Consider the following 12,623-nt stretch of genomic DNA (forward strand, 5'->3'; position numbering starts at 1 on the left):
AGCGCGGCCCAGAAGCGCCGACGGAAGGAACGGGCACGTGCCGAACCACGACCTGACCGGCTTCACCGAAGGTTCGTTCACCCACGACGGCGCGACCCGCCGCGTACTGCGCGCGGGCACGGGCCCTGCCGTGATCGTCATGGCGGAGGTCCCGGGCATCACCCCCAAGGTCATCGCGTTCGCCGAACGGGTGGCCGCGGCGGGCTGCACCGCCGTGCTCCCGGTGCTCTTCGGCGAGCCCGGACGCGACCCGGACCCGCGCAGCGTCGGCTGGGCGAACAGCGGGCGCTACACGGCGTCGACCATGTGGCGGGTCTGCGTCAGCCGGGAGTTCACCCTGCTGGCCACGGGACGCAGCTCGCGGGTCGTGGGCTGGCTGCGGGCCCTGGCCGCCGCCGAACACGAGCGGTGCGGCGGTCCCGGTGTGGGCGCCGTCGGCATGTGTCTGACCGGAGGCTTCGCCCTGGCGATGGCCACGGACGAACGCCTGATCGCCCCGGTGCTCTCCCAGCCGTCGTTGCCCCTGGCCCTCACTCCGGGCCGCGCCGCCGCCATCGACATCAGTCCGGAGGACCTCGCCGTGGTCCGCGGACGCTGCGAGCGCGAAGGGCTGCAGGTCCTCGGACTGCGCTTCCGGGGCGACCGGCTGGTCCCGGGCGACCGGTTCGCCTACCTCCGGCGCGAACTGGGCGACGCCTTCGTCGCCGTCGAGCTGGACGACAGCGACGCGAACCCCGCGAGCCCCCTGCCGCCGCACTCCGTCCTGACGGAGCACCTCGTCGACGAACCGGGCCGGCCCACCCGGGAGGCCCTGAACGCCGTCCTCGACCTCTTCCGCACCCGTCTGCTGCTCCAGGAGCGGCCCACCGCCACCGGCTGACGGCGCGCGCACCGGCCGTGAGACCCCGTCACGCGTCGCGGCCGGGGTGTCGCAGGCGGCGCGGATCCCCACCGGGAGGGGGGTATCGGGCATCCGGTGGTCGTATGAACGGCCGCCGGGATCGCCGCCGGTCCGGTTCGCGGGGAGCGATTCCTGGGGCGCGTTGCGCAGGCCGGGCGGCAGTCGAGTGGCAATCTGGGACAGAACACCACAAACCCCGATCCCGTGTGCTGCTCGTCCCGTACGCGCCGACGACTCGCCGCCAGTGGGCCGTCGCGCGCCCGGTGCGGCCTCGTGCGCGCGTCACTTCCCCTGGTTCGTGCACGTCGGCGACCGGCACGTGGTGGGTCTCGAAGGTCCTTCCGGGGGGCAGCGGATCCCGATCCCCGCTGCCGCACCGGGCTCTCGCCTCGCGACGAAGACGGAGTGCTCATGGCCACCAAGAAGAACCTCACAGCCAACCGGGAATCCCTCGTCCACAAGGTCCGCTACGCCGCGAGCCGCCCGCACCGCATCGCCCCGTACCTCAGGCGCGCCGCCCGCGACCGGTGGCTTGCCTTCAAGCACCCCGACCACGTGAGCTACTACCGGGCGGTGATGGCCTCGGACACGCGCCGCAGTCCCGAGGCCGCCGTCGGCAGCCAGACCCACGAACGCTGGCTCGCCCTCGGGAAGATGCAGTTCGACTACCTGCTCGGTCACGGACTGCGGCCCGGGTCCCGGATGCTCGACATCGGCTGCGGCAACCTGCGCGCCGGCTGGCGCTTCATCGAGTACCTCGACGCGGGGCACTACTACGGCATCGACATCTCGCCCGACATCCTCATCGCCGCCAAGCAGACGCTGACCGACCGGGGCCTGCAGGCCAAGGTCCCGCACCTGACGATCACCCGTAACCTGAGGCTGGACTTCCTGCCCGACGGCTATTTCGACGTCGTCCACGCCCACAGCGTCTTCTCGCACTCGCCGATCGAGGTGATCGGCGAGTGCCTGGCCCACGTGGGCCGCGTCCTCGCGCCCGGCGGCCACTTCGACTTCACCTTCGACCGCACCACCGGCACCGAGCACCACGTCCTGCGCGAGGACTTCTACTACCGGACGCAGACCCTCGTGGACCTCGCCGCCCGGCACGGACTTGCCGCCCGCTTCATGGAGGACTGGGAGGAGCTCGGCCACGGCCAGTCCAAGATCCGGGTGAGCGCCGCCGGCGCCGACGCGTGACGACCGGCGGCCCGCCGGGGCCGGCACGGCGGCGACGGGTACGGCGAACCGCGGAGCGGCATCGGTGCCCGCCCCCGGCGGGCGCGCGGCTTCAGGAGACGGCGTACCACTGGCTGGCCCAGCCGGTGTTGATGGTGGCCGTGGACTGCGCCCCGAGGTCCACGGTGGTGGGCAGCGACCTCTGTCCGGTCAGGATGCTGCTGTAGCGCAGGTGAGGCGGCGTGAGCCCGGCGTTGACGGAGATGCCGGCGCCCGTGGACTTCAGGGTGAGGGCGTTGGTGGCCCAGTTGCCGTTCAGCAGCAGGGCGATGAAGTACGTGCCGGGGGCGGCCGTGAAGGGCTTCGCGAGGGGCAGCGGCTTGGCGATGGCGTCGGTCATCAGCTGGGGCGAGATGTCGGCGGTGGATCCGACCAGCGTGCCCTTGGCGTCGTACACGCCGAGGTAGCAGTCGGCCAGCTGGGCGTTCGGGTCCAGGCCGGCCAGCCCCAGCCAGATGTTCGACCAGGTGACCTGCTCGCGCAGGACGATCCGCACCAGCGTGATCCGGCCGCCGACCCCCGCCGACGACTGGGCCGTGACATGGCCGGCGTCATTGGGGTCGCCGGTCCAGGCCAGCAGGTTCTGGTCCTGCGGCCGCGGTCCGTCGAACCCGGCGCCGCCGCCGTTCGGCGCGGCCGGGGCGGACGCCGTGGGACCGGCCTGGGCGGGCCTGCCCCCGTCGGAGGCGGTGCTGCAGCCGGCCAGGGCGAGTATCAGCCCGAGCGCGGTGACGAGGCCGGTGGTGGCGTTGGTGGTGCGGGTGCGCATGGTCCCCCCATGAGGTGCCGGTTGTGCCGACGGACATGATCACACGACCGTCGGCCCGGGCCGGAAGCCGAGGGTCCGGACGCCCGCCACACGAGCGCCGGGCCGGTCCCCCGGGTGCCCGGGGCCGGCCTCCCCGGCCCGGGCCGCGCACCCCGCCCCGCCGCCTCCCCCGACCTCGCCGGGGCCCGGGGGCCGGGGGAGCCGCCGAACGGACCAAGGCGCAATCCCGTGCCGAAGCCGCGCGGTGCAAGCGCGCCTATCGTGGGAGGAACCTCACGACCGGGACGGAAGCACACGGACAGGTGGATCGTGAACGGATCCGGGATCGACTACCGGGCGGTGTTCCACGCGCTGCCGGGCGCGGCCGCGCTGCTGACCCCTGATCTGGTGTACCTGGACGTCAATGCCGCGTACCTGTCCGTGGCGGGCCGCACCCGCGAGCAGGTCATCGGCCGCCACATCTTCGACGCCTTCCCCGACAACCCCAACGACCCGGCCGCGACGGGCACGCGCAACATGCGCGCCTCGCTGGAGCGGGTCGTGGCCACCGGGGAGCGCGACGCCATGGCCATCCAGCGCTACGACGTGGAGGACCCCGAACGGCCGGGGGTCTGGCAGGAGCGGTACTGGAGCCCGGTCAACGTCCCCGTCCTCGCCCCCGACGGCGCCGTGGCGCTCGTCCTGCACCGGGTGGAGGAGGTCACCGAGCTGATCCGGGCCCGAGGCGCCCGCAGCGGTGAGAGCGCGACGCAGGTGCTGGAGGCCGAGCTCTACAGCCGGGCGCGGGAGCTCCAGGAGCTCAACGAGCGGCTGCGCCGGGCCCACGCGCGGGAACGGGAGGTGGCACTCCACCTCCAGGAGTCGATGCTTCCCGAGCCGAGCCCCCTCGCCCACCACCAGGCGGCCGTCCGCTACCGCCCCGCCGCCGCGGCCCTGAACGTGTGCGGGGACTGGTACGACCTCGTCGACACCCCCGGCTGCACCGTCGTCGCCGTCGGAGACGTGGTCGGCCACGGACTGGGCGCGGCCGGGGTCATGGGGCAGCTGCGCAGTGCCCTGTCCGCCGCCTCGCTCGTCGCCGAGGGCCCCGCCCAGGCCCTGGAGGTGCTCGGCCTCTATGCCCGCTCCGTCGCCGGAGCCGAGTCCACCACCGCCGTCTCGGTCTTCATCGACTGGAACAGCCGCACCCTGACGTACAGCAGCGCCGGCCACCTTCCGCCCGCGCTCTGCGGCCCCGACGGCACGGTCGTCTTCCTCGACGGGGCCACCGACCCGCCGCTCGGTGCCCGCCCCGAACACGCGCCGCGTCCCCAGGCCCGTACCGCCTACACCGAGGGGTCGGTCCTGGTCCTCTACACCGACGGGCTCGTCGAGCGCCGGCGCGAGGACATCGACACGGGCCTGGGCAGGCTCGCCGACGCACTGGCCCGCCACCGGGGCGCCGATCCCGCCGTGCTCGCGGACGCCCTCCTGGCCGATCTGGTGCCGCCCGTCGGCGTCACCGACGACACGGTCCTGGTCGTCCTGCGCCTGGAAGGACCGGTCGACACGCCCACCAGATTGCATGAACATGCGTGAGCCTGCATACTCTTCCTATGTCTAAGGTCCTCACCTCCCTTCCCGCCGGCGAGCGCGTCGGCATCGCCTTCTCCGGCGGACTCGACACCTCCGTCGCGGTCGCGTGGATGCGCGACAAGGGCGCCGTCCCGTGCACCTACACCGCCGACATCGGCCAGTACGACGAGCCCGACATCGCGTCGGTGCCCGCCCGCGCGTCGGCGTACGGCGCCGAGATCGCCCGCCTGGTCGACTGCCGCGCCGCGCTGGTCGAGGAGGGGCTGGCCGCGCTCACCTGCGGTGCCTTCCACATCCGCTCCGGCGGTCGGGCGTACTTCAACACCACGCCGCTCGGCCGTGCCGTCACCGGCACCCTGCTGGTGCGCGCGATGCTCGAGGACGACGTCCAGATCTGGGGCGACGGCTCGACCTTCAAGGGCAACGACATCGAGCGGTTCTACCGCTACGGCCTGCTGGCCAACCCGCACCTGCGCATCTACAAGCCCTGGCTGGACGCGGACTTCGTCGCCGAGCTCGGCGGCCGCAAGGAGATGTCGGAGTGGCTGCTCGCCCACGGCCTCCCCTACCGCGACAGCACCGAGAAGGCTTACTCCACGGACGCCAACATCTGGGGCGCCACCCACGAGGCCAAGACCCTGGAGCACCTCGACACGGGTGTCGAGACCGTCGAGCCGATCATGGGCGTGCGGTTCTGGGACCCCTCGGTGGAGATCGCCGCCGAGGACGTGACCATCGGCTTCGACCAGGGCCGCCCGGTGACGATCAACGGCAAGGAGTTCGCCTCCGCCGTCGACCTGGTGATGGAGGCCAACGCCATCGGCGGCCGCCACGGCCTGGGCATGTCCGACCAGATCGAGAACCGGATCATCGAGGCCAAGAGCCGCGGCATCTACGAGGCCCCCGGCCTGGCGCTGCTGCACGCGGCGTACGAGCGCCTCGTCAACGCGATCCACAACGAGGACACCCTGGCGCAGTACCACAACGAAGGCCGGAGGCTGGGTCGCCTCATGTACGAGGGTCGCTGGCTGGACCCGCAGGCGCTGATGATCCGCGAGTCCCTCCAGCGCTGGGTCGGCGCCGCCGTCACCGGTGAGGTCACGCTGCGGCTCCGGCGCGGCGAGGACTACTCGATCATGGACACCACGGGTCCCGCCTTCAGCTACCACCCGGACAAGTTGTCCATGGAGCGCACCGAGGACTCGGCCTTCGGCCCGGTGGACCGGATCGGACAGCTCACCATGCGCAACCTCGACATCGCCGACTCGCGCGCCAAGCTGGAGCAGTACGCCGCCCTCGGCATCGTCGGCAACACGCACGAGACGCTCATCGGGGCCGCCCAGGCCGCCTCGACGGGCCTGATCGGCGCGATGCCGGAGGGCGGCGCCGAGGTCATCGCCTCCCGAGGCCGGGCCGAGGGCGACGATGAGCAGATGCTCGACCGTGCCGCGATGGAGTTCGGCACCGACTGATCCACGGCAGGCCCGGCCCGGCGGCGGGCGGCGCACACCTCGGACCCGGAAACCCGGGGAGGGGCGCGCCGCCCGCCGCTTGTCGTCGGGTCGGATGTCGGATGTCGGAATCCGGGTGCTCGATGCCCGACGCCGGCTCGGCCCGTCGGGGATCCGGGCCCCGCGCCGCACCGGGCGGCACTCCGACCCCGTGCGGCTGCCCGCCCGCCCCGGCTCTCAGTCGCCGGTGGGTCGGGCCTCTCCGGGGTCCGGCGCTCCGTCGGCCGACGGCCGCCGCGCGGGGGTGAAGATCCGGTCCAGGTGGTGGCGGAGCACCGCGACGGCCGATTCCGACCGCCGCTGGCCCACGAGGATGCTGGTGCCCATCGTCGCCGCCATCGCGAGGAGGCTGATCGCCTCCGTGCGCGCGTCGGCGTCCGGATCGGCCAGACCGCCTTCCTGAGCCTGCCGGAGCAGCCCGGTCAGCGCGTCCTCGGCGGCGTCCGGCTTGTCGATGAACGGCTGGGCGGCGAGGGCGTCGTCCGTCACGGACAGGATCGAGTAGGAGCTGTAGAGGAGATGGAAGGTGCGGCTCTCCTCGTCCACGGGCAGGGAGGCCAGGAGGATCGCCTCGACGGTCGCGCGCACCCCGGGATCCGGGCCGACGGCGTCCAGTCGGGCCCCCACCCGCGCGGTGAAGCGGTCGGTGAGGTGCTGCAGCCCGTAGAAGAGCAGCTTCTCCTTGGTCTGGAAGTAGTACTGCACGAGCCGGAGTGACACGCCGGCCTCAGCTGCCACGTCCCTCATGCCGACGGCATGCAGTCCGCGCCGTCCGGCGACCCGGACGAGCGCCTCGGCGATCTGTGTCCGCCGTTCCTCGTGGTCCACGCGCTTCGGCATGTGTCGTCCCGTCTCCGCCCGTCGGTGGTGGTGAGGGCTCCGGCGGCGCCGGCCCTTTTCATGGTACCGCCGTACCATTTTCATGGTACGTTCGTATTACGAAGAACGGATCTTCCCGGAGGTGCCCCGTGCCCCAGACCGCGACCCGACCCCGCGTGCGCCGCGACATCGGCCACTATGTGAGCGACACCCTGCGAGACCGGTACTTCGCCGCCTGTGACGCCCTCTACGCGATGGGCGCGCCCGCCCGCTCCGAGACGGACGTGGAGACGAGCTTCGGTACCACCCACGTCTACCGCTACGGCCCCGCGGACCCGGCCGCCGAATCCCGCACGCCCGTGGTCCTGATACACGGTTCGGGCGGGTGTTCCGCCCAGTGGTACCCGAACACCCGCGCCCTCAGCGCCGACCGGCCCGTCTATGCCCTCGACACGCCCGGCGACCCCGGCCGCAGCGTCCATCGCGAGCCGATGTGGCAGCCCGAGCGCGCGGCCCAGTGGATGGACGAGGCCCTTGACGCGCTCGGCCTGGACGAGGTCCACCTGGTCGGCTCCTCGTACGGGGGCTGGCTGGTCATCAACCAGGCCCACCTCCGGCCCGGACGCCTGGCCTCCGTCACCGCCCTCGACCCGGGCGGCCTGGAGAAGGTCGGGCTGCGCTTCTTCTTCTGGATCTTCGCCAGCCTCTTCGCCACCTTCGCTCCCAAGGCCTGGCGCCCCCGTCTCGCCAAGTGGCTGGAGCAGCCGGTGATCGTCGTACCCGAACTCCGTGCGTGGATCCAGGCCGGCGTGCGGGCCTTCCGGATCCGCAGGCCCGCCCCGCTGCCGCTGTCGGACGCGGAACTGGGCTCCATCAGGACGCCGTTCTACCTGATCATGGGCAAGCGAAGCCTGCTCGTGCACCCGAAGCGGCAAGTGGAGCGCGTACCGCGCCTCGTACCCGGCGCCCGGGCCGAGATCCTCGCCGCCACCGGGCACGGGCCGGAAATCGACCACCCCGAGCTGGTCAACGCCAGGATGCTGGCCTTCATGGAGGACGCGGACTCCCGGGGCGCGTGAGGGCCGGGGCGAGGCCCTTCCGGTGCCGTCGCCCTCCTTGTGCGACGTGAGGGGCCGACGTGCGCGGGGTCAGCGTTCGCCGAGGTCCGAGGGGGCCTCCTGAACCAGCCAGCCGTTGCCGTCGGGATCCTCGAAGGAGAGGAAGGAGTTCCAGGTGCCACCCTTGCCGTCTGCCCAGCCCGCGTCGCCGAGATGGCGCACGGGGGAGACGGGCACCCCGCGCTCGGCCAGGGTCGCCCGGGCGGCCTCGATGTCGGTCACGCACATCTGCAGGCCATGCAGGGTGCCCGGGGTCATGACCTTCACGCCGGGCGGTGTGGGCATGCCCTGGAGCAGGGCGACGGAGCACCGTGAGCCGGGCGGCGTCAGCTGGATGACGCGCACCCCGGGGGCGACCTCGTCGTCGAGGTCGACCGCGAAGCCGACCTTCCCGGCGTAAAACTCCTTCGCACGGTCCATGTCGGTGACGGGGACGGGGACGACTTCGATGGTCCAGTTCACGGGGTCTCCTCGGAGACGTCGTCGGTTCGGTCGGCGCCTGTGGCGGGTCCACGGTCGCCGATGACGGTCCGGTCGCGCACGTCGAAACGCCCGTGAGGGGCTGACAGGATGGTCCGGTGAACCCTTGTTCGAGGAAGGTGGGAGGGGTGGCATGATCGGGGGGTGATCGCCGAACCCACCCGCCCCGGAGCGAAGAAGTGCGTCCTGTTCGACGTCGACGGCACACTGATCGACGCCGTGGACAACCAGCGCCGCATGTGGGGTGAATGGGCGCGCCGCCACGGGCTGGATCCCGACGAGGTGCACCGGGTGGCACTGCGCACCAGGCCGGTGGAGACCTTCGCCGAGGTCGCTCCGGAGCGGGACCCCGAACAGTGCCTGGCGATGCTGCACGCCCTGGAGGACGAGGACGTCCGCTCGGGCACCTACGGCGCGTTCGAGGGTGCGGCCGGACTGTTGGAGGCGCTGCCGTCCGGGTCGTGGGCGCTCGTCACGTCGAACTACGAGCACCGGGTGCGCGGGCGCTTCGCCCGGACCGGCCTGCCCGTGCCGGAGGTCGTCGTCGATGCCGCCTCCGTGGCCGAGGGCAAGCCGTCTCCGGTGCCGTACCTGCTGGCCGCCGCGCGACTGGGAGCAGAGCCGCGGGACTGCCTGGTGATCGAGGACGCGCCGTCCGGAGTCCGCTCCGGGCTGCGCGCCGGGATGACGGTCTGGGGGGTCAACGCTCCCGAAGCGGTGGCCGGGGTGCACCGCCACTTCAGGAGTCTGGGCGAAGCGGCCGCGTCCGTCCTCGCGTTCGCGCACGGCACCGGCCCGCACGCGTGACGGGCGCCGGCCGCGGCGTGGTGAATGCGCCGCGGCCGGTGGTGTGGCCGGTGTGGGCAGGGCGGTCTCGCTCACGCCGTGGCGAGCACCCCCGTGGTTCGCCACGGCGTGTGCGACGCCGCCCTGGTGCGTCCGTGCGTCCGTGCGTCCGTGCGTCCGTGCGTCCGTGCGTCCGTGCGTCCGTGCGTCCGTGCGTCCGTGCGTCCGTGCGTGTGTCGTCAGTTGACGGCTGCGCCGTGCGAGTGCGGTGTGCCGGTGGGGTGGAAGCGGGCCATGCGGTCCGTGGGGACGATGGTGGGGAGCAGGAAGTTCCACAGATCGGTGACACGGTGGTGGAGGTCCTCGCGGCGGGTGCGGACGTGCGAGGTGACCTGGATGCCCGTGAACGCGGCGACGAGGAGGGCCGAGAGGGCGCCCACGTCCAGGGAGGGGTGGATGTCACCGTTCTGCTGGGCGGGTGTCAGGCAGGTGCGGCAGGTGTCGATCCAGGCGTCGTACGGCGTCGGGTCGGGGCTGGTGAAGGAGCCGACCTCGATGACCAGACGGATGCCGGCCCGGACCCGGACGTCGGTGCGCAGTCCGTGGGCCATCCGGTGGCTCAGGTCGATGATGGTCTGCAGTCCCGGGTTCTCGATCGCCGGCACGTTCTCCGCGACCCGGAACTGCTCGTCCATCAGCGTGCGGGCGAGGGCCTGCTTGGACGGGAAGTGGAAGTAGAGGGCACCCTTGGTGACTCCGGCGTGCCTGACCACGTCGCTGAGGCTGGTGCCCTCGAATCCGCAGTCGTCGAACGCGATGGCCGCGCCGTCGAGGATGGCCTGACGGGTGATTTCGGCCCGTTCCTGTCTGGCCCTCGCCACGTGGTGGTCCTCCCGGTCGCTGTCGGTGGGGTGTCCGCTGTGGTGTGCCGTCAATGTAATCGGGTGAACCGAAAGAAAACCAGTCGGCAAGTACGTTTGTGTGAGAAGCGAGAAAACGTTCAGTCTGTTGTGGTGCTCCTTGTGCTGCTCTCGTCGGGCGACCCTTGGGCCGTGAAGCACGAACAGCGACTGTGGTCAGGCGAGTTGACCGGGTGGGACGAGGTGCCCGGGCCCCCCCGGGAGGGTTCGCGGGTACGACGACGGGCCCACACCCCCCTCCGGCCCGGCGGCTTCGTCCCGTCCCGCCCCTCGGTCGCGTCCCTGCCGAGCCGTTCCGACGTCCGTACTCCGGTCATGGCGATCGCGGCCTACGTGGCAGCATGAACCCCGCCGCGCCGGTTCCGTCAGTCCGGGTCCGCCGCGTGCCGCACCACCGTCACAACGCTCACAACACGAGAGGGATGGGCTGTGCCTGCTCCACGGATGCGTACGACGCCGCTGCCCGGCATCGGCGTCCAGTACGACCTCACCACCCGCGAACACCGCAACCTGTCGGTCATCGCGCACCGGGACGGCACGCGCACGGTCAGCCTGTACCGTGCGGACGATCCGGACGCGTGTGCCGAGTCGCTGCACCTGACGGGACCGGAAACAGCCTCGCTGATCGACGCGCTGATGCCGGCGCACCACAGTCCGAACCTCCTGCACACCACCGACCTGGGCCTGGTCGCCGAGCGCGTCGAACTCTCCGCGCACTCGCACTGGAACGGCCGTGTGCTGGGCGAGACCCGGATGCGCACCGAGACCGGAGTGTCGGTCGTGGCGGTGCTGCGACGGGCCGAGGCCCGTCCCTCCCCGGCCCCGGACTTCCGCCTGGCCGGTGGAGACACGCTCATCCTGATCGGCACCCGCGAGGGCGTGGACGCCGCCGCGGCGATTCTCGGCAGGGAGTGATCGAGTGCATTCCGCCGTCTTCCTCATCGAATTCGGAGCGATCATCCTGGGACTGGGTCTGCTGGGCCGGGTCGCGGGCCGCCTGAAGTTCTCGCCCATACCCCTGTACCTGCTCGCCGGGCTGGCCTTCGGCACCGGTGGTCTCCTCCCGCTCGGCGCGAGCGAGGAGTTCGTCGCCATAGGCGCCGAGATCGGGGTCATCCTCCTGCTGCTGATGCTGGGTCTGGAGTACACCGCGAGCGACCTGGTCTCCAACCTCAAGACCCAGTACCCGGCGGGGATCGTCGACTTCACCCTCAACGCGCTGCCCGGTGCCGCCGCGGCCCTGCTGTTGGGCTGGGGGCCGGTTGCCGCCGTCGTCCTGGCCGGCGTCACCTGGATCTCGTCCTCCGGAGTCATCGCCAAGGTCATGGGAGACCTCGGCCGGCTCGGCAACCGCGAGACCCCGGTCATCCTCAGCATCCTGGTGCTCGAAGACCTGGCCATGGCCGTCTACCTGCCGATCATCACCGCCCTGCTCGCCGGAGTGAGCCTGGCGGCGGGCAGCCTCACCCTCGCCATAGCCCTCGGTGTCGCGGGCGCGGTCCTGTTCGTCGCCGTCCGCTACGGCCGGCTCATCTCGCGCTTCGTCTCCAGCGACGATCCGGAGAAGCTGCTGCTCGTGGTCCTCGGTCTGACCCTGCTGGTGGCGGGAATCGCCCAGCAGCTGCAGGTATCCGCCGCCGTCGGGGCGTTCCTGGTCGGCATCGCGCTGTCGGGCGAGGTCGCCGAGGGCACCCACACGCTGCTCAGCCCGCTGAGGGACCTGTTCGCGGCCGTGTTCTTCGTGTTCTTCGGCCTGCACACCGACCCGGCGAGCATCCCGCCGGTGCTGCTGCCCGCGCTCGCGCTGGCCGTCGTCACCGCCGGAACGAAGATCGCCACCGGTTACTGGGCGGCCAGGCGGGCCGGTATCGGAGTGAAGGGCCGTTGGCGGGCGGGCGGCACGCTCGTGGCCCGGGGCGAGTTCTCCATCGTCATCGCAGGACTCGCCGTCACCGCCGGCATCGAACCGGCGCTGGGGCCGCTCGCCACCGCCTACGTGTTCATCCTTGTCGTCATGGGGCCGCTCACCGCCCGGTACACCCAGCCCCTCGCGGCCCGGTTCGCCGCGCGCCGGCGTACGGCCGGTCGGTCCGCCGACACGGTGCCGGACACTGCCTCGGCCCTGCCGGAACCGGTGTCGCGGGACCGCTGAGACCGGGCGGGGCGCGCCGCCTCACGGCAGCCGTTCACGCTTCCGCCGGTTCGTGTCGGAGCGGATGACCGTCACCGCCGCCGCGATCAGCCCGGCCGCGAGGAGTAGTCCGTGAGGCAGGACGGCGCCGGCGACGGCCGAGGCGAGGGCGGCGGTCAGGGCGAGCGCCGGCACGGCCCCGTGTCGGCCGGACCGGTCCCTGGCAGGGCCGCGCCCGCAGCGCGGACGGCCGTGCCCGGTGGCAGACCGCGGCGTGCGGGTCCCGTCCTCGTGGTGCATGCGCCGCTCCTCTCGTGCCCGGGCGCGCCTCCGCGGGCCGGAGGGCGTCGCCCACGCTCAGTGCCGTGGTCCGC

13 protein-coding genes are annotated in these 12,623 nt (G+C 72.3%); 8 read left to right on the top strand and 5 right to left on the bottom strand.

Annotated features, from left to right (window positions below; genetic code table 11):
• Positions 1-37 precede the first annotated feature (37 nt).
• The gene (locus tag AW27_RS32535) at positions 38-880 is read left to right on the top strand and encodes a dienelactone hydrolase family protein (RefSeq protein ID WP_037922407.1); all 843 of its coding nucleotides are present in this window, start codon (positions 38-40) and stop codon (positions 878-880) included.
• A gap of 432 nt (positions 881-1,312) precedes the next feature.
• Positions 1,313-2,101 carry a class I SAM-dependent methyltransferase gene (locus AW27_RS32540; RefSeq protein WP_037922410.1) on the top strand — a complete coding sequence of 263 codons (789 nt, stop codon included), beginning with the start codon at positions 1,313-1,315 and terminating at the stop codon, positions 2,099-2,101.
• A 91-nt stretch (positions 2,102-2,192) separates the two neighbouring features.
• Here the strand turns inward: AW27_RS32540 and AW27_RS32545 are convergent, their stop codons facing one another.
• Positions 2,193-2,909 (bottom strand): hypothetical protein, encoded by a 717-nt coding sequence (locus AW27_RS32545; RefSeq protein ID WP_037922415.1) that lies wholly within the window; start codon positions 2,907-2,909, stop codon positions 2,193-2,195.
• 306 nt (positions 2,910-3,215) lie between these two features.
• Here AW27_RS32545 and AW27_RS32550 point away from each other — a divergent pair, with 306 nt between their 5' ends.
• Both AW27_RS32550 and argG read left to right on the top strand, forming a co-directional pair.
• Entirely contained in the window at positions 3,216-4,487 is a 1,272-nt protein-coding gene (locus AW27_RS32550) for a PP2C family protein-serine/threonine phosphatase (protein ID WP_052030789.1), read from the top strand.
• Positions 4,488-4,504: 17 nt separating this feature from the next.
• The gene (argG, locus tag AW27_RS32555; protein ID WP_037922417.1) at positions 4,505-5,956 is read left to right on the top strand and encodes an argininosuccinate synthase; all 1,452 of its coding nucleotides are present in this window, start codon (positions 4,505-4,507) and stop codon (positions 5,954-5,956) included.
• 216 nt (positions 5,957-6,172) lie between these two features.
• Here argG and AW27_RS32560 read toward each other — a convergent pair whose 3' ends face one another.
• The gene (locus AW27_RS32560; RefSeq protein WP_037922420.1) at positions 6,173-6,835 is read right to left on the bottom strand and encodes a TetR/AcrR family transcriptional regulator; all 663 of its coding nucleotides are present in this window, start codon (positions 6,833-6,835) and stop codon (positions 6,173-6,175) included.
• Positions 6,836-6,963: 128 nt separating this feature from the next.
• Between AW27_RS32560 and AW27_RS32565 the strand changes: the two genes are divergently transcribed.
• On the top strand, positions 6,964-7,893 hold the full coding sequence (locus AW27_RS32565) for an alpha/beta fold hydrolase (protein ID WP_037922423.1): 930 nt from the start codon (positions 6,964-6,966) through the stop codon (positions 7,891-7,893).
• A gap of 69 nt (positions 7,894-7,962) precedes the next feature.
• Here the strand turns inward: AW27_RS32565 and AW27_RS32570 are convergent, their stop codons facing one another.
• The gene (locus tag AW27_RS32570) at positions 7,963-8,394 is read right to left on the bottom strand and encodes a VOC family protein (protein ID WP_037922425.1); all 432 of its coding nucleotides are present in this window, start codon (positions 8,392-8,394) and stop codon (positions 7,963-7,965) included.
• A gap of 162 nt (positions 8,395-8,556) precedes the next feature.
• On the opposite strand from AW27_RS32570, the gene AW27_RS32575 reads away from it, so the two are divergent.
• The gene (locus AW27_RS32575; RefSeq protein ID WP_037922428.1) at positions 8,557-9,219 is read left to right on the top strand and encodes an HAD family hydrolase; all 663 of its coding nucleotides are present in this window, start codon (positions 8,557-8,559) and stop codon (positions 9,217-9,219) included.
• Between the two features lie 218 nt (positions 9,220-9,437).
• On the opposite strand, the gene AW27_RS32580 is transcribed toward AW27_RS32575, so the two are convergent.
• Entirely contained in the window at positions 9,438-10,079 is a 642-nt protein-coding gene (locus tag AW27_RS32580; RefSeq protein WP_037922430.1) for a ScbR family autoregulator-binding transcription factor, read from the bottom strand.
• A 468-nt stretch (positions 10,080-10,547) separates the two neighbouring features.
• On the opposite strand from AW27_RS32580, the gene AW27_RS32585 reads away from it, so the two are divergent.
• The gene (locus tag AW27_RS32585; RefSeq protein ID WP_199838191.1) at positions 10,548-11,033 is read left to right on the top strand and encodes a cation:proton antiporter regulatory subunit; all 486 of its coding nucleotides are present in this window, start codon (positions 10,548-10,550) and stop codon (positions 11,031-11,033) included.
• 4 nt (positions 11,034-11,037) lie between these two features.
• On the top strand, positions 11,038-12,270 hold the full coding sequence (locus AW27_RS32590; RefSeq protein WP_037922435.1) for a cation:proton antiporter: 1,233 nt from the start codon (positions 11,038-11,040) through the stop codon (positions 12,268-12,270).
• 21 nt (positions 12,271-12,291) lie between these two features.
• Here AW27_RS32590 and AW27_RS32595 read toward each other — a convergent pair whose 3' ends face one another.
• On the bottom strand, positions 12,292-12,549 hold the full coding sequence (locus AW27_RS32595; protein WP_037922438.1) for a hypothetical protein: 258 nt from the start codon (positions 12,547-12,549) through the stop codon (positions 12,292-12,294).
• Between the last annotated feature and the right edge of the window lie 74 nt (positions 12,550-12,623).

The organism is Streptomyces sp. PCS3-D2 (assembly GCF_000612545.2).
Taxonomy (GTDB): Bacteria; Actinomycetota; Actinomycetes; order Streptomycetales; family Streptomycetaceae; genus Streptomyces.